Source organism: Deltaproteobacteria bacterium (assembly GCA_020848905.1).
Taxonomy (GTDB): Bacteria; Myxococcota_A; Polyangia.
The window spans coordinates 16632-33608 of sequence record JADLHG010000066.1; the positions used below are offsets into that span (position 1 = coordinate 16632).

Genomic DNA, 16977 nt, shown 5'->3' on the forward strand with positions numbered 1-16977 from the left:
TCGACCCATGTCGCGCGCGCCGAAAGCTCCTTCGGGTGAGCCCCCAGCCTCCAGCGGGACGCCGGAGGGCGAGGAGCCCGTGGCGCTCCACGCTCGCCTGACGCAGCTCCACGTCGCGCAGGTCGTGCTGCTCGAGCTCGCGGCCCTCGACCACGCGGACTTCGAACCGACGGTGCGGTATCTCCTGCGGCGCGCCGCCGAGACGTTGCCCGTCGAGCGCGTGGGGTTCTGGTCCCTGCACACGAGCCCGGACCGGCTGCACCTCGAGACGATCTACCTGCGCACCGAAGGGACCTACGCCCAGGGGGTAGACCTCCTCGCCTCGAACTACCCGGCCTACTTTCGCGCGATCCGAGAGGATGCGGTGCTCATCGCCGACGACGCGCACGCCGATCCGCGGACGCGCGAGTTCTCGCAGAGCTACCTGCTCGAGTTCGGCATCACCTCCATGCTGGACGTGCCGGTCTACGTGCGCGGCGAGCTGGCGGGGGTGCTCTGTCACGAACACGTGGGGCCGAAGCGCCACTGGAGCACCGAGGACCAGCTCTTCGCCATGTCGGTGGCGCAACTACTCGCCCTGTCGATCGAGTCGCGCGAGCGGCGGCTCTTCGAGGAGGCGCTGCGGCACAGCGAGGCCCGCTTCCGCGCCATCGCCGAGGCCGCGCCGATCCCGATGCTCGTGATGCGGCTCTCCGACGGGGCGTGCCTATACGGCAACGCCGAGCTCGCGGCGCTCGCCGGGGTGCCGCTCAGCCAGCTCATCGGGCGGCCCACGCCGGACTTTTTCGTCAACCCGGGCGAGCGGCAAGGGCTGGTCGACGAGCTGCGCCGCGTGGGGTTCGTGCGCGACCGCGAGGTCCAGGTTCGTCGCGTGGATGGCTCGCAGGCCTGGGTGACCCTCGCGCTGCAGCAGCTCACCTTCGACGGCGAGCCGGCGCTCGTGGCCGGACTCATGGACGTGACCGAGCGGCGCCGCGCAGAGGAGGCGCTGCGGCATTCGGCCTACCACGACCCGCTCACGGGTCTGCCGAACCGCACCTTCTTCGCCGATCAGCTCCAGCGCGAGATCGCGCGCGTCAAGCGCTCGCAGGGCTACCGCTACGCGGTGCTCTTCCTCGACCTGGACGGCTTCAAGCTGGTGAACGACAGCCTCGGGCATCGGGTCGGGGACGAGCTGCTCGTCGAGGTGGCGACGCGCCTGCGCGGCTGCGTCCGCGGCAGCGGCGTCGTGGCGCGGCTCGGGGGGGACGAGTTCACCATCCTGGTGACGGACGTGAGTCTGCCGAGCGACGCGACCTTCGTGGCCGACCGCGTGGCGCTGGCGCTCGCCGAGCCGTTTGTCCTCGAGGGCCACGAGATCGTGGTCACCGCGAGCGTGGGGATCGTGATCGGCGACGAGACCTGCGACGAGCCGGACCTTCTTCTGCGCGACGCGGACAGCGCGATGTACCGGGCGAAGGGGCTCGGCAAGGCGCGCTACGCCATGTTCGACGGCTCGACGCACCTCGAGAGCCTGAGCCGCCTTCAGCTCGAGGCGGCGCTCCGGCGCGCGCTCGAGTCGCGGGAGCTCCGGCTCCATTACCAGCCGATCATCGCGCTCACGAGCGGCGAGATCGTCGGCTTCGAGGCGCTCCTCCGCTGGCAGCGGAGCCAGGGGGAGTTGCTGCTCCCCGAGACCTTCCTCGCGGTGGCCGAGGAGACGGGGCAGATGCTGCGCATCGGCGCGTGGGTGCTCGAGCAGGCCTGCGCGCAGCTCGCCGCCTGGCGGCGCGAATTCCCGAAGCGGACGCTGCGCATGGCGGTGAACCTGTCTCCGTCGCAGCTCGGGCAGGCCGGGTTCGTGGAGGAGGCGGTCGGGACGCTCGCTCGCCACGGTGTGCCGCCGGAGCTCGTGACCTTCGAGATCCCCGAACAGGTCTACACGCGCGAGTCGCGCGCCGTGGGGGAGCTGCTCGCGCGCCTGCCGGGCAAGCAGTGCATCGACGACTTCTGCACCGGTTTCTCGTCGCTCTCGCGGCTGCATCGGCTCCCCGTGCAGGCCGTGAAGGTGGATCGTCTCTTCGTGCAGCAGATGGAGAAGGACGCGACGATCGTGCGCGCCGTCATCGGGCTCGCGCACAACCTGGGCCTGCAGGTAGGCGCCGAGGGGCCGGAGTCCCGCGAGCGCGTCGAGCTCCTGCGGCAGCTCGGCTGCGACGAGGCGCAGGGGAACTGGTTCTCGCCGGCGATCGAGTCCGAGAAGGCCACGGTGCTGCTCGCGGGCCCCGAGCCCTGGGGCGACGCGTTGCCCTGGGGGCGTGGGCCGGCCTAACCGGGACGCGCGGGCCGTGCGTCATTCCGCGGACGAGGGCGTGCGCGCCATGCGCCTTTCCGCCGGCGAGGGCGTGCTGATTCGCAGCTATGCGGCGACTGACCTCTCGGCGCTCGTGCGTCTCGCCGACGATCGCCGGATCTGGCAGCACCTTCGCAACCGCTTCCCGCACCCCTACACCGAGGCCGACGGCCTGGCGTGGCTCGCCCTCGCCGAGGCGATGCGTCCCGAGACGCACTTCGCGCTGGCCCTCGAGCCCGACGAGGAGCTTGTCGGGGGGATCGGCCTCATTCTCGGCGCCGACGTCTACGTGCAGAGCGCCGAGCTCGGCTACTGGCTCGGGGAGCCCTACTGGGGGCGCGGGATCGCCACGCGCGCCGTGCGGGCGATCTGCGACTGGGCCTTCGCCACCTTCGAGCTGGAGCGCATCCACGCCGGCGTCTTCGACTGGAACCCCGCCTCCGCGCGGGTGCTCGAGAAGGCCGGCTTCACCCTCGAGGCGCGCCTCCGTCGGCACGTGACGAAGGGCGGCCGTGTCGGGGACGAGCTCGTCTTCGCGCGCCTGCGGTCGGAGCCGGCGTAGGGGGAGGGCACGGGCGCGGGCGGTGGTGGGGGCACGCGGGCGGGGGCGGTGGATCGGTGCGGCGGGGAGGATGGCTGGCGACGGGAGGTGGGCGCGGGGGCGGGCGGCAGTGAGCGCATGCGGGCGGCGGCGGTGGATCGGTGCGGCGGGGAGGGCGGTTTGCGAGGGCCCCTTCGTCGGCCTCGGCGTACTCCATACCAAGTGGCTTTGTTGTGTGTTCGTGCAAGGACATCGCTGGCTTGACGTAAGACCAGCGATTTGCTAATATTGGCCTTATTCATGATGGCACGCAAACACAAATCCTCCTCGGGAGGTGACCGGTCTTCGGGTACACGTTCGCCGGCGGGTTCTGCGAAGCAGCTCCCACTGCCTATGCGGGAGGCGACGGGGTGGGGTGGGAAGCGGACTGGTGCGGGGCGGAAGAAGCAACCCGGGAGCGGGCTGCCACACCGGGCGCGACCGCTGCTCGCCAGCCGGTTCCCGGTGCACGTCACGATGAAGGTGGTGGAGGGGCTACCGAACCTGCGGAGCAAGAAGCAGCTCCGCGCGATCGAACACGCGTTCGTGAAATCGGCGGGGCGGTTCGGCATGAACCTGGCGCACTACTCGATCCAGAAGAACCACCTGCACCTCGTGACCGAGGCCAAGGACCGGGAGGTGCTCATGAAGGGGCTGCGGGCGCTGGCCATTCGCCTCGCGCACGCGCTGAACCGCACGGTGGGCCGCAAGGGGCGCGTGTTTCGGGACCGCTACCACCAGCACATCCTGAGGACGCCGAGCGAGGTGAAGGCCGCCCTCGCCTACGTACTTCAAAATCGACGCAAGCACGAACGTGCGCGAGGCAAGTGGGTCCCGCGACGCGACCTGGACGCGTGCAGCTCGGCCCGCTACTTCAACGGCTGGAAAGACCTCTCGCCCGTGCCGCCCGAGGGAGACCCGCCCGTGCTCGAGCCGCGAACCTGGCTCTTGAAGACCGGGTGGAAGCTGCGGGGATTGATCCCTACGAGCACTGTGCCGGGCAGCTGAACCCAGAGTCTACCGGAGTCGATCATGCTGCACGGGTGGTGCTTGCCCCGAGCGGCGTTGCCGCTCCTTGCGCCACCGACAGTATGCGATCGCCGCCGCGCGGCTCGGCTGTGTCGCTCACGCGCGCGCTACCGCACCTCGACGAAGGTCGTCCCCGTGCGGCCGAAGGTCTCGGGCTGGTACATCTCCTCGGCCTTGGTCGGCGCGGCGACGAAGCGACCGAGGGTCGTGGCGCGCGCCAGGTAGGTGTACTCGTACACGCCGGCCGGGAGACGATCGGCATAGAGCACCACGCTCTCGTCGCGGAGCTCCTTGTGCTCGAAGGCGAAGAGCGCGTACCAGGACCAGAAGTCGTAGACCCGGTGCTTGCGCTCCCCGGCGAGGCGCGAAGTGGCGCTGGTCTGGAAGTCCAGGTTCACCGCCTCGAGGCCCGCAGGGAGGGGATCCATGACGGCCACGAAGTAGCGCTGGCCCGGGACCACCACCGTGAGGCGGACGCGCACGGTGCTGCCGGCCTTGATGCGCCACGAGCCGTCGCTCGCGCGGACCACGCTCTCCTTCAGCCCCTCCACGGGCTCGTAGGTGCGGGTCACCGCGAAGCCCTGCTCCTCGGGAGGCAGGCGCAGGTCGGTCGGCGCGTAACGGAGCCCCACGCGGTAGTAGAGCTTGCCGGGGCCCTGCTTGTCGAAGATGAGGTCCTGCTTCCCCGCGTCCTGCAGGGCGGCGAGCGGCACGTTCTGCTGGACGACCTTCATCTGCCGTCCCTTGAAGCGCTCCTCCCCGAGAAAGCCCGCCTCGCCCAGCCAGAGGCGCGCCACGTAGTCGGGGACCACCTTCTCCACCTGCTTGTAGTAGCGGGAGAGCGCCGTGAGCGCGTAGGCGTTCGACTGGGTGGTGGACCACATGCCGCGGACGCGCGCCTGGATCAGGCCGCGGACCACCTTGGGCAGGAGCGTGTGCTCCGGGGCCACCTCGAGCAGGGCGTAGAGCACGATCGCGTCGGTGCGGTCCTCGCTGTGCATGAGCAGGCGCAGGCTCTCGGTCTTCACCTCGGAGAAGTGGGCCGCGGAGGCCGTTTCGCTGGCGGCGTTATCGAGCTCGCGCAGGAGCTCGTTCACCTCGGTCGTGCGGCCGTCGGCGCGGTGGAGCGCCTGCATCAGCCACGCGCGGGCGAAGAGTGGCAGCTCGTTGCGCTTCTCGTAGAGGCGCTTCGCGTGCTCGCGCTCGTGCTGCTTGAGCTCGGAGAGCATCCACACGCTCAGCGTCTGCGTTACGTAGGCGTATTGCTCGCCGAACTCGCGACGGGGGTAGTCGAGGAGCTGCTTGAGGAAGCGGGCCCCCCGCGCGAGCTTCCCGTCGTCGACCGGGTAGCCGGCCTCCTTCGCCCGCCGCAGCGCGAACATGGCGTAGGCCGTGAGGTAGGGCCAGCTCACCTGGGCCCCCTCCCACATCCCCCAGCCGCCGTCCCAGCGCTGCAGGCTCTCGAGCCGCGCGATCCCCGTCTTCATCAGACGGTGACGCGCCGTCTCGTCGGCCAGCGTGGCGATCTGGAAGTCCTGCAAGATGTCCTTCAGTCCGGCGAGCGGCAGGAGCCGGCTCGCGGTCTGCTCGGTGCAGCCGTGCGGGTAGTCCACCAGGTAGCGCACCGCGTCCTGCAGGCCCGTGAGCGCCGTCGAGCTCATGGAGATCTCGAGGCCGCCGTAGCCGGGGAGCGCGTTCTTCGGCGGCAGCACGGGCTGTGCGAGCGACGCGTCCGTCATGCCGTAGGTCGCGAAGGCCTCGGTCGTGGCCGGGAGCAGGACCGGGAGCTGCTTCTCCACCGCGTCGGTCTCGTCGCCGAGCACCGCCGCAAACTGGAGCCGCGCGGGACCCGGGGCCATGGGCTCCATCGGAAATCGCACCTCGGCCGCTCGGTGGGCGGGGATCTCGACGCGCTTCCGTCCCTCTCCGGTGGCCTTCACGTTGCGGCCGCGCACCAGCACGTCGACCGTTCCGGGCCGGTCGGTCTCGTTGTGCACCATCACGGCGGCCTCGAAGCGATCCCCGATCGAGAGGAAGCGCGGGAGCGACGGCCGGAGCAGGAGCGCCTTGCGGACCTTCACCTGCGCCTCCCCCTTGCCGAAGCGATCGGGGGTGGCCGGGTCGAGCGCCACGGCCATGATGCGGAAGGTGGTGAGGTTGTCGGGGAGCTTGACCTCGAGCGTCACGCGGCCGTCCTCACCCGTCGTGACCGACGGATTGTAGTAGGCCGTGGTGGCGAAGAACGAGCGCGAGCGGATGCGCGGCGCCTCCTTGTCGCGTCCGTCGAGCGGGAGCGCGTTCCTCGTGAGCGCGACCTTGCGCCCTGGTGAGCGATCGGCGGTGGTCTCGGGCATCGGGGAGGCCGGCTGGGCCAGCGCGCCCCCCGCGGCGCCGTAGTGCCCGCGCCCGCGTCCCCCGCCGTTCGCGGCGACAGCGCCCATGATCTCGGACTTGCGTGCATACTTCTTGCCGTCCTTCGTCGCTGCCGCCTCGCGGGGTCTCGGACGCTGCAACTTGCTCTCGCGCTTGAGGAGGTTGTTGCGGTTGTCCTGGATCGCCGTCTCCTCCGCGCGCTCGCGGTGAAAGACCTCGAGCGGGCTCGGCGTCTGATAGCCGAGGAGCGAGAGCACGCCCTCGTCGACCACCATCACGGCGAGCTCCGCGGCGACGCCGTTGCCGCGCGCGTCCTTGGTCTCCAGGGTGACCTTCACCGTCTCCGACGGGCGGACGGTCTCCTTTGCCGGCTTCACGATCACGGTAATCGTCTTCTGCTCGAGCGAGACCGGCAGGCGAAGCGAGCCGAAGGCGAAGGTGGGGCGGCCGAGGTCACGCGCCGCGTCCTTGCTGCCCTCCGTGATCTTGGTGCGACCGCGACCGAGCGCGACACCGACGTGGAGCTCGGGGAGGTGGCGCGGGTCGATGGGCACCTCCACGACCTGCGCGTTCCCGTCGAGCGCGAGGAGCCGGTGCGAGGCGATCCCCCCGCGCGAGAGCGTGAGGAAGCCGCGGCTCTTCGCGAGCGGAGACTTGATCAGGATGCGGGCCGTGTCCCCGGGCCGGTAGCTCGCCTTGTCGGCGACGAGCTCGATCTTGGACTGGTTCTCGAGCTGCCAGGGGACGTAGCCCGGACCGTAGGCGTAGACCTGGATCGTCGTGCGCGCGAGCCTCGCCCGCTCGTCCTTCGTCTCGGCGCGCACCAGATACATTCCCGGCTTCGGCAGCGTGAGCTCGCAGCTCGCCGCCTCGGGGGCGGTCTTGACGGCGCAGCTCGCGACCTCTACCTCGCGGCTCTCGTAGCGGTAGCGCCACTCACCGTCCTCCTGGACCGCGCGCGCCTTGTTCACCACCTCGAGCGCGCGCAGGGTGAGCTCGCGGCCCGCTACGCGTTTGCCGTCGAGGCCGGTCAGGACGGCGGCCAGGGCCACGGGCTCGCTGGCCTTGATCACCGTCTTTTCCGGGCGCAGGCCGACGTAGAGCGACGCGGGGTGCACGGTCAGGGTCTTGCGACCGGCGATGCTCTGCCGGTTCTGGTCGAGCACCTCGGCCTCGAGCGTGAAGGAGGCCGCGCCGTGCCGCCGGTCTTCCTTGTCCCGCTCGAGCCGGACGGCGACCGGGAGCCGGCCCCCCGCGTCGAGCAGGCCCTCGCCGCGCTCGACGATCTTCCCCTCTCCGCCGCTGTCCTCGAGATAGCCGCCGTGGCGTCCTCCGCGGCGTCCGAAGCGGTAGCTCCAACGGAACCACCACGGGACCGCCTCGCCGAAGGAGAAGCCGTCGTTGTTCGGCGGCACGAAGCTCGTGTCGCTGCGCCGGAGCGTCCACTTCACCTCGGCCCCGGCCATCGGCGCGCCGAAGAGGTAGTCCGCCCCCACCTTGGCCCGGAGCTCGTCGCGGAAGAAGTGCGCGCGGTCCGGCGTCTCCACCTTCACCTCGAACTCGGGAGCCCGGTACTCCTCGACGCGGAAGTTCCCCGAGGAGTATCCGGCGTCGGTGCGGACCGAGACGTGGTAGTTGCCGAGGTCGGCCCCTTCCGGGATCTCCACGTCCACGGCGAAGGCGCCGCTCGGGCTGAGCGTGCGCTTGACCTCGAGGAGCTTGCGCCCTCGCGCGGTGGTGATGCGCACCTTGGCCTCGCGCGCGTCGTGGGCGATGGGCTCCACCCCGCCGTTCGGCGTGGTGTCCACCATGCGCAGGATCCCCTTGAGGTGCACCTTCTCGCCGGGGCGATAGGGGTCGCGGTCGGTGAAGAGATGCATGCGCAGCTCGCGCTTCGCGCGCGTCCCGTGCCAGCTCGCGTACGACGAGAGGTAGCCGCCGCCGGCTCCCGACGCGTCGAGGAGCGCGAAGGTGGTGTCCTTGCCGCGGCTCCCCCAGAGCACGAAGGGGCGCTTGGTGTCGAGCGGGCGGCTCCCCGGCAGCTCCGCCGTGCCGTCGGCGCTCGTGCGTCCCTTCCAGCGCACGACCCCCGCGCCGTCGCGCAGCTCGAGGTCGAGGCCGGCGAGCGGTGCGCCGCTCTGCAGCCCCGTGGCGAGCACGAGGATCTTGTCGTGGTCGTAGCGCGCGAGCAGCGCGATGTCGGTCAGGTTGACCAGCAGGCCGCGAAAGGGGTTCGCGTACTTGTAGTAGCGGCGGAGCTCCTCGGAGCGGAGCTCGACGTAGACCACGCCGGGGGCGCCGCTGCCGAGCGCCTCGTCGGTGGCGAGGCCGAGCCGCGCGCGTCCGTTGATCGGGACGCCGGTCTTCAGCGTGCGGTTGACCACGATGCCGCGGATCCCGGCGAGCGGGTCGCGTCGTCCGCCGTCGTCCCACGAGTGCCTGGCGGTCTCGAGGAGCGTGAGGAGCTGCGCGCGCTCCACCTTCACCATGCGCAGCCGGGCGCTCTTCACGCTGGTCACGTTGAGCGGCACCTGGCGCCCCTGCTTCCATTCCAGCACCGCGTGCCCGGAGGCGGTGAAGTCGAGCGCGGGGTAGAGGTCGCCCGTGGTGAGCGCCTTGCTCGACCCCTGGGCGAGGAGCTGGCCGTGGATGTCCTTGAACCCCTCGGCGACGCGCACCGTGTACTTGGTGCGCGGTTTGAATGCGCCCTCCAGACTGACCCAGGAGCCGCTCGAGCTGACCTTGAGCTCGGCGACCTTCGGCGTGACGGTGACGCGCGCCTCGGGGTCCGCCGTGACGAGGGGGTTATTGAAGCGCACCGCGAGGCCCGACTCGGGGTCGCAGTGGCTCGAGTCGTTGCAGCGGATCTCCTCGATGCGCAGCGGGCTGTAGGTCGAGAAGACGTGGTCGAGGGGACGCGTGGTGGGCAGCGGTCCCTCGCCGGTCAGGCCGGCGCTGAGCTGGATCGAGAAGTGCGTGGCGAGTGGGAGCGGGCGCTTGGGCCGGAGCACTACCGTGCGTGGAACCTCCCAGGTGGCGACCGCCTTGCCGACGTACTTGAGGCTGGCCCACTCGGCCTGGGGCACGATCTCGAGGTCCTCGGCGGCGAGCTGGGGGCTCTGCAGGTGCTTGAGCACCTCGCGGGCGGCGACCGGTTGGTTGAACTGAAAGGCGAGCGCGGTGTCGGGGCGCACCTGGCTGTTCCAGCGATTCGGCAGGGCCTGGACCAGCGTCACGCGCGGAGTGGCGAAGCTCCAGCGGACCTCCTCCTCGAGTACGCGGCCGCTCGGGGCGCGCGTGCCCGCCGGAATGCGGGCCTCGTAGCGCGTCGAGAAGGGCATGCGTCCGGTGGGCTCGAAGGTGACGGTGGCCGTGCCGAGCCAGCGAAAGCGACCCGGGACGACGGGCTCGATCTTGAGGGGCACGGGAAAACGCGCGAGGTCCTCGAGCGCGGCGACGGGGACCATGGGCTGGTTGAAGGTCGCGCTGACCGCGCCGATGAGGCCGTCCTCGCCCTGGGGCTGCGTGCGGAGCACCTTCAGCTCGGGGGCGACGGGTTTGCGCACCGCGCCGGGGCTCGCGGGCGGGGGAAAGGGGAGCGTCACCTTCTCGCCCGTCTCGGGCGGCGGCTTCGGTCCATGCCGGAAGGTGAAGGCCTGCGGCTTGTCCTCTCCGAGAGGGTCGAGCCCGGCGAAGGGGTCTACCCGCAACGGCGGGAGCGACGCGGTGCGGACCGACCCTGGTTGGTGCGCGCACTGTACCGCCGAGAGCAGCAGGACGGTGAGGACGAGACGACGGAGCGGTCGGGACATGGCAGCCTCCGAAAAGCAACCTGGGTCGGTAGGGCGAGGGTCGGGCGACGCCCGAGGGTATCGCTAACGTCGTGCAAACGCACGGGGGAGGGAAAGGATCTCGAGGCTGTTGGGGCTCGAGGCCAGCCCCGGGGGGACGAGGGAGGCGGGAGCAGGCTACATGGCGGGGACTACGCGGCGCGGGCTACTTCGCCGCCGCCGCGCCGCTCTCCTTGCGGATGAACTCGGCGTCGAGGGTGATGAACACGTCGTCACCGACCACGAGGCCCCCCTTGTCGAGGGTCTTGTTCCAGGTCATGCCGAACTCCTTGCGGCTGATCTTCCCGGCAGCCTGGATGCCGACGCGCGACTTGCCCATCATGTCCTTGATCGGCTTGCCGAGCCCCATGACGGCCAGCTCGAGGGGCTTGGTCACGCCGCGGATGGTCAGCTCCCCCGTCACCTTGAGCTGACCGCGGAAGCCGCGGCGCACCTTGGTGGACTTAAAGGTGAGCTTGGGGTGCTTCGCGGCGTCGAAGAAGTCCGGGCTCTTCAGGTGCGCGTCACGCTTGGCGTTCTTCGTGGTGATGCTCGTGACCTCGACGGAGGCCTCCACGACGGCCTTGGTCACGTCCTGGCCATCGTAGGTCAGGGTGGCCTGGGCCTTGGTGAACTCGCCCTTCACGTTGCTGATCATCATGTGCCGGACCGAAAAGCCCACGGCGAAGTGGCTCTGATCGAGCTCCCAGGTTGCGGGGTCCTCGGCGTGAGCCGGGGTCGCGACGCCGAGCGCCAAGAGGGCAGTGAGCACGGTTGAGCGGCAGAACATGGTTCCTCCTCGAGAAGGGATGAGGGTGTGGGCGGTCAGATCCCGATGCCGGCGCCGACCCACAGCCGGATGTAGCGGTCGCTGCCGGAGGTCGGCTCGGTGCGGTCCGGATAGCCCCTGCGCGGAGGGCTCACCGCGGGGTCGAGCCCTTCGAAGGACGACCCGAAGCTGAGGTATTCGAAGGTCAGGAAGTAGCTCAGGGTCATGAGGCCCAGGCTGGCGCGGCCCGAGGCGCCAGCGCGAACCGACCAGGCGAACCCGCCGCTTCGCACGCCGTACGCGTCTACCGCCTCCTGTCCGATCGAGAAGATCGGCCTCGCGTCGGCGCCGAGCTCCCCCGCGATGAGGGGGGTGCCGAAGGGGACCAGGGCGGCCACGCCGAACCGGGCGAACTTGTAGGCGAAGCTCGTGAGCACGGTGTTTTGGCCGAGCGAGAAGTCGCGCATGCCGAAGCCCACGAAGGCGGTCAAGGCCGGGCTCGTCACGCTGTCCCAGAAGGCCCAGCGCACGCGCAGGTCCATCAGGAATTCCTGCGACGAGGTGCTGACGTCGCTGTCCCCCGACGGGAGCTTGGTGCTGATGCTGATGTGTCGCGCGTAGGTGAGCCCGAGTCCCAGGTTGCGCGCGAAGTTGTCCATGAACGGGACGAGAGGGTAGAGCTCGCCACGGATCGTGAGCTCCGGAAACATGCCTCCGTCGTAGCGGCTGTTCTGGTCGGGGTTCGCCCCGGCCAGCTCGTAGTTTCGCGTGGAGAGCCCGAGGGCCACGCTCACGTCGAAGAGCCCGGCGAGCTTACCGCGACGGCGCTTCTTCTTGACCTTGACGCGCCCCTCGTCGTCGTCGCCCTCGTCGGAGTCCTTGTCCTTGTCGCGATCCCGGTCGTCGTCGCGGTCCTCGTCGCCTTCGTCGTCGGCCGAGGCGCGCCGCTTGGACTTCTTCCGCTTGGGCTTGTAGGCGGGGATGTCCGAGGTGTCTTCGCCCGAGGGGGAGGCCTTGGCCACCGGCGGCTGCGCGGGCGGCGGGCTGTCCGCTTCCACCACCGGAGGGGAGCCCGTCGGTGGCTGGGCCGGCGCGGGTTGGGGCGGAGGCCGTCGCGCCACGGGCTGCGCTGGAGGCGGCTGCGGCGGAGGCTGCCTCTCCCCCTGGTCCGGCGGAGCGCTCACGCCCGCCTTCCCCGCGCTGCCACGTGCCACGAGCGGCGCACAGTTCTTGCCGAGGGCGGAACCGGCGCGAGCCACGGCGCTGACGCCCCGCACTGTCGCGGCGCGTCGGCCGAGCGCCTTGCCCGAGCTGCCGTCGTACACCGTGACGACCACCGTGAACTTGCGACGCCGCTTCCCCACGGAGCCCTTGATCACTGCGTGACACTTGAGCTTGCCGCAGACAGCGGCCATCCCGGCGGCGGTGCGGCCGTCCACCCCCAGGTCGCCGGCGGCGGTGTCATAGGCCTCCTGCCCCACGATGTCGAACTTGGCCCGGAGGGCCGCCACCACCCCCGCGCGCGCACCCGCCGCTCCGGGGCCGCCAAACGGCAGCACCGCGGCCTTCTTCTTTGCGTCCGCTGCGCTGGGGAGCGCTCCCAGGACGAACAGGGTTAGCGCCAATCGGCGGGGGATGGAGCCACATCGCATCGCTTGCTTCCCCTCCTTCGTGCGAGCCAGGGCGCGCGGACCTTAGCACATGGTACGGCGGCCCGGTAGGTAAGGCTTGCCGGCGGCGGGAGCTTGACCCCGTGCGGCAAGGGGCGCGCTTCCGCACGGGCGCAACAAAGCGGTGGCACGCCCTCGGAGCGGCAGCGTACATTAATAGAGACCGAGTCGCGCGGAGGGTGAAGGGGTCAGACCAGCGCGGCCTCATGCGGCCCGCCGTCGGCTCGAGGAGGTCCCGGCTGTACCCATGATCCATTCGGTGAGCGAGACGGTGATCGTCACGGCTCTGAAGAACGGCGACGTACGTCGCGCCGTGGAGCTGCTCCTCGAAACCTACCAGGACGAGCTCTACGGCTACTGCGCGCGGCTGGTCGGCCTCGCGTCGGCCACGAGCGTCTATCAGCGTGTGCTGGCGGCCGCGGTCGAGGACATCGCTGCCTCTCAGGACGGGTCGACGAGCCTGAAGGCGTGGCTCTACGGCCTCGCGCGCAACGCCGTGACACACCACCACCGCACGGAGGTGCGCTCGCACCCGGCCGCGCTCGACCCCGAGTACGCGCCGGTGGAGGGACCGATCGATCTGCCGGGGATGCGGCTGCAGGATCCCGACGTGGAGCGCGCGCTCGCGGGGCTCGATGGATCGACGCGCGAGGTCTTGCAGCTCACCCTGTGGCACGGGCTGAAGCTGGCCGAGGTCGCGGCGGTGACCGGCCGAAGCGTGGCCGACGTGCGCCGCCTCGCGACGGCGGGACTCTCGGCGGTGGGGCTCGGCCTCTCGGTGGGGGGCAGCCCGTCGTGAACCCCGTGGCGCTCCTCGACGAGATCCCGCTGCTCGACGAGCGAGGCTGTCTTACGCCCGAGGCGATGGGGTTCGCCGAGGAGATGGGCCCCGAACAGCAGGCGGTGGTGGCGCGCCACGTGCGAAGCTGTCCGGACTGCGCGCAGCAGCAGGCAAGCCTCGCGCGGGTCGCGCATCGTGTGCGCCGCGGCAGGCCGCGCGTTCTGGTGCCTCCCGAGGCGCGCATCGCCGCACGCCAGGCCGCGATACGAGGTCTCGTGCGGCGTCGCAAGCGCACGGGCTCCATCCGCCGGCGCTCTCCTGTCGAGGTGATCCCGCAAGCTCCGCGGGCCTGGTACGTCGCGCGTCCCGCGCTGACGGCGGCCCTCCTTGGCGCGGCGGCGGCGATCATGCTATCTCTCGCGCTCGTGCTGCTCTTCAAGCGCTAGTCGCCGACGGATCCACCCCGTGCGCTCCTCACTCCCTCGCAGATGATTCCCCTTCGCGCCCTGGCGGTGCTCGGCGCCGCTGGCCTCCCGCTCCTCGCGGCCGGGGGGTGCAAGCGAGCCAGCGCTCCCGCGGTGCGCGTGTCGGTGCAGCAGGGGCGCTTGCGTGCGAGCTTCGGGCCCGGGATGACCGCGGGGGCTCAAGGCCCGGAGGGTCGCTTCGCTGCGGGCACCTCGCGCGGCGGCGTCGTGTTTCTCCGCCGAGACGGCGAAGCTCCGGTGCGGCTCCTCGAGGACCTGGGGCAGAGGCCACGTCGTCGGCCCGAGGAGCGGGGACCCGCGCCGGCGAGCCACGACGGACGCATCGACGCACTCGAGTTCTCTCCCGACGGGCGCCACCTGCTCAGCGCGGGGGGGCATAGCGCCGTCTACTGGGACACGGAGCGGCGGGAGATGGTGCGGCAGGTGAAGGGGCCGTACGTGGTCACCGCGGCCGCGTTCGATCCCGAGGGGAAGTCGGTCTTCTTCGGCACCGAGACCGGGAACGTGATGCGCTGGTCGGTGGATCTTCCCGAGGCAATGGGGGTACATCACTTCTCGTGCGGCGCGACGCCCGTCGAGCCGGCGCAGATGGCGCTGCCGCCCGCGCGGCGCTGTCCCGTGGGCCTCTACCTCGAGCCGCCGGTGGGCAAGCCGATCTGCGCGTATCGCGTGACGCAGCTCGTGCGGCTCGGCGACACGCTGGCGCGGGCCTGTCGCGAGGGGATGGTGGGGCTGCTCGACCTGAAGACGCGCGGCATCACCTGGGCCCTCGCGGGCGCGCTGCAGACGCTGACCTTCGTGGACAAGGACCAGCTCGTCTTCGGGCGCGACGACGGGGAGCTGCGCCTCTACCACGCTCGGTCGCAGGAGGTCGTGCGCCTGCTTCCGGGCGCCGAGGAGCAGCCCCCCGACGCGGCGGCGAGCGCGGCGGGGCTCGTGGCGATCGCGCAGCGCGGCCGGGTGCGCTTCTTCCACGCCGCGAGCGGGGAGCTCTCCGGGGCGGTCACCATCCCCGTCCGCGCAACCTGGGTCTCCCTCTCGGGGACACCCCTCGAGCTGACGGTCCTCCTCGAGGACGGTCGCCTGGTGGTCCACTCCCTGTCGATCGACTGGGGCGGCAAGGTCTGATCAAGATCGCGAGGATCGTGCGACGTGCGATCGATCCGGGTGATTGTCCTGCGGAGGAGCATAGTGCGCCGATCGTCGCGGAATGCTCGCGAGCCTCATCGACGAGAGGCCGCCATCCGCCAGCTACCGCAGCGCCGTCCGGAACGGCTCGATGATCCCACTTGCATGCCACCGCCATTTGCACCCAACCGCATTTGCACCCAACCGTGGTTGCCATTTGCACCCTGCAGTGCATTTGCACCCAACCGTGGTTGAACCGCCCCGGCTTTCCTGGAGGCTCCATTTGTTGAGAGGATGCAGACATGGGACGACCGAGCACGTTTTCACCAGAGGTGCGGGAGCGAGCGGTGCGGCTGGTGTTAGAGCACCGGGACGAGCATGAGTCGGAGTGGGCGGCGATCGGCTCGATTGCAGCGAAGATCGGCTGCACGACGGAGACGCTGCGCCGGTGGGTGCGGCAGGCCGAGCGTGACACCGGGAAGCGCGCCGGGCTGACGACGGGCGAGCGTGAGCGGCTCAAGGAGCTGGAGCGCGAGGTCCGCGAGCTGAAGCGCGCTAACGAGATACTGCGCAAGGCGTCGGCTTTTTTCGCACAGGCGGAGCTCGACCGCCGACCGAGGTGATGGTGGCGTTCATCGAGGAGCACCGAGGGGCCCACGGGGTCGAGCCGATCTGCGCCATGCTGCCGATGGCCCCGGCGACCTACTACACGCACGCGGCCCGCAGAAGGGACCCTGAGCTGCGCTGTGCGCGGGCCAAGCGCGATGACGAGCTGCGCGTGCAGATTCGGCGGGTCTGGGACGAGAGCTACGGCGGCGTCTACGGCGCCGAGAAGGTCTGGCGACAGCTGGTGCAGGAAGGCACCTCGGTGGCTCGCTGCACCGTCCAGCGGCTGATGCGCGCGATGGGCCTGCGCGGAGCAGTGCGGGGCCGGGCGTTCACCCGGACGACGGTGGCCGGTGGCGCTGCCGCTCGGCCGCTGGACCTCGTCCGACGAGAGTTCCAGGCGAGCCGCCCCAACCAGCTCTGGGTCGCCGACCTGACCTACGTTGCCACCTGGGCCGGCTTCGTCTACGTGGCCTTCGTCGTCGATGGCCGGCCGACCTGACCTACGTCGCCACCTGGGCCGGCTTCGTCTACGTCGCCTTCGTCGTCGATGTCTTCTCGCGCCTCATCGTCGGCTGGAGGGTGTCGAGCTCGCTGCGAACGGACCTCGCGCTCGACGCCCTCGAGCAGGCACTGCATGCATGACCTCATCGGGGCGAGTGCGTGCATCACAGCGACAGGGGCGTGCAATACGTCTCGATCCGCTACACCGACCGGCTGGCCGAGGCCGGCATCGCCTGCTCGGTCGGCAGCGTCGGTGACGCCTCCGACAACGCTCTCGCCGAGACGATCAACGGCCTGTACAAGACCGAGGTCATCCGTCGCCGCGGCCCCTGGCGCACCATCGAGGACGTGGAGTTCGCCACCCTGGAATGGGTCTACTGGTTCAACAACACGCGGCTCCTCGAGCCGATCGGATGGACATCCCCAGCGGAGTATGAGAAGGCCTACTACCTGAGTCACAGCACCTCCGAGAAGGCCGCGTGACTCACGCAACCGAGCCTCCGGAGAACCCGGGGCGGTTCAATCGTGGGACCCCGACCGTGTCGGGCAATCGACCATGGTTGCCGTCTCGGCTGTGGTTGCCGTCTCGGCTGCGGGCTCGGTTGCCGTCGGCGCCATGCGCGTTCCCACGCACGCGACCGGCATCATCCGGGACGCGTGATTGCCACCGGCGTCGCTCATCGGACGTGGAACCAGAGAGCTTGGCTCAGGTCGTCGTGTCGAATGTCGGACAGGTCCGCAGCAGGTGCGGCTCAAGTCTGCGCGAACGAGCCCGAGGGAACGGTGAGTATGGGCGATGGTCAGGTCATTTCGACGACGCGCACGCCCGCGTGGAGATGAAGCGCATAGGTTCCCGCCGGAAAGAGGACCTCGCGAACCCCTGCGCGCCA

At 70.4% G+C, this 16977-nt stretch carries 9 protein-coding genes, 1 pseudogene and 1 other annotated feature; of the genes and pseudogenes, 7 read left to right on the forward strand and 3 right to left on the reverse strand.

What is annotated here, in order from left to right; genetic code table 11:
* Positions 1-79 precede the first annotated feature (79 nt).
* From IT371_28180 to IT371_28190, 3 genes are all read left to right on the forward strand, one after another.
* Complete coding sequence (locus tag IT371_28180) at positions 80-2311, forward strand: EAL domain-containing protein (protein ID MCC6751563.1); 2232 nt, start codon at positions 80-82, stop codon at positions 2309-2311.
* Between the two features lie 49 nt (positions 2312-2360).
* Positions 2361-2894 (forward strand): GNAT family N-acetyltransferase, encoded by a 534-nt coding sequence (locus tag IT371_28185; GenBank protein ID MCC6751564.1) that lies wholly within the window; start codon positions 2361-2363, stop codon positions 2892-2894.
* A 372-nt stretch (positions 2895-3266) separates the two neighbouring features.
* On the forward strand, positions 3267-3920 hold the full coding sequence (locus IT371_28190; GenBank protein ID MCC6751565.1) for a hypothetical protein: 654 nt from the start codon (positions 3267-3269) through the stop codon (positions 3918-3920).
* 128 nt (positions 3921-4048) lie between these two features.
* Here IT371_28190 and IT371_28195 read toward each other — a convergent pair whose 3' ends face one another.
* From IT371_28195 to IT371_28205, 3 genes are all read right to left on the reverse strand, one after another.
* Complete coding sequence (locus tag IT371_28195) at positions 4049-10126, reverse strand: hypothetical protein (GenBank protein ID MCC6751566.1); 6078 nt, start codon at positions 10124-10126, stop codon at positions 4049-4051.
* A 184-nt stretch (positions 10127-10310) separates the two neighbouring features.
* Positions 10311-10934 carry a YceI family protein gene (locus IT371_28200; GenBank protein ID MCC6751567.1) on the reverse strand — a complete coding sequence of 208 codons (624 nt, stop codon included), beginning with the start codon at positions 10932-10934 and terminating at the stop codon, positions 10311-10313.
* A gap of 35 nt (positions 10935-10969) precedes the next feature.
* On the reverse strand, positions 10970-12565 hold the full coding sequence (locus IT371_28205; protein MCC6751568.1) for a hypothetical protein: 1596 nt from the start codon (positions 12563-12565) through the stop codon (positions 10970-10972).
* Positions 12566-12830: 265 nt separating this feature from the next.
* On the opposite strand from IT371_28205, the gene IT371_28210 reads away from it, so the two are divergent.
* The 4 genes and pseudogenes from IT371_28210 to IT371_28225 all read left to right on the forward strand — a co-directional run bounded on the left by IT371_28210 (position 12831) and on the right by IT371_28225 (position 16570).
* Positions 12831-13382 carry an RNA polymerase sigma factor gene (locus tag IT371_28210; protein MCC6751569.1) on the forward strand — a complete coding sequence of 184 codons (552 nt, stop codon included), beginning with the start codon at positions 12831-12833 and terminating at the stop codon, positions 13380-13382.
* Positions 13379-13810 carry a hypothetical protein gene (locus tag IT371_28215; protein ID MCC6751570.1) on the forward strand — a complete coding sequence of 144 codons (432 nt, stop codon included), beginning with the start codon at positions 13379-13381 and terminating at the stop codon, positions 13808-13810. Before IT371_28210 ends, IT371_28215 begins: the two co-directional genes overlap by 4 nt.
* Before the next feature lie 42 nt (positions 13811-13852).
* The gene (locus IT371_28220) at positions 13853-14977 is read left to right on the forward strand and encodes a hypothetical protein (protein ID MCC6751571.1); all 1125 of its coding nucleotides are present in this window, start codon (positions 13853-13855) and stop codon (positions 14975-14977) included.
* Positions 14978-15279: 302 nt separating this feature from the next.
* Positions 15280-16570, forward strand: a pseudogene (locus IT371_28225) (IS3 family transposase).
* Positions 15558-15674: a sequence feature (AL1L pseudoknot), on the forward strand. Its footprint overlaps the pseudogene before it by 117 nt.
* Positions 16571-16977 lie beyond the last annotated feature (407 nt).

What these genes read in the sequence shown, in the direction of transcription:
- IT371_28200 (MCC6751567.1), bottom strand. Translation starts at nt 10,934, where the DNA reads ATGTTCTGCCGCTCAACCGTGCTCACTGCCCTCTTGGCGCTCGGCGTC.
- IT371_28195 (MCC6751566.1), bottom strand. Translation starts at nt 10,126, where the DNA reads ATGTCCCGACCGCTCCGTCGTCTCGTCCTCACCGTCCTGCTGCTCTCG.
- IT371_28220 (MCC6751571.1), top strand. Translation starts at nt 13,853, where the DNA reads ATGATTCCCCTTCGCGCCCTGGCGGTGCTCGGCGCCGCTGGCCTCCCG.
- IT371_28205 (MCC6751568.1), bottom strand. Translation starts at nt 12,565, where the DNA reads ATGCGATGTGGCTCCATCCCCCGCCGATTGGCGCTAACCCTGTTCGTC.
- IT371_28210 (MCC6751569.1), top strand. Translation starts at nt 12,831, where the DNA reads ATGATCCATTCGGTGAGCGAGACGGTGATCGTCACGGCTCTGAAGAAC.
- IT371_28190 (MCC6751565.1), top strand. Translation starts at nt 3,267, where the DNA reads ATGCGGGAGGCGACGGGGTGGGGTGGGAAGCGGACTGGTGCGGGGCGG.
- IT371_28185 (MCC6751564.1), top strand. Translation starts at nt 2,361, where the DNA reads ATGCGCCTTTCCGCCGGCGAGGGCGTGCTGATTCGCAGCTATGCGGCG.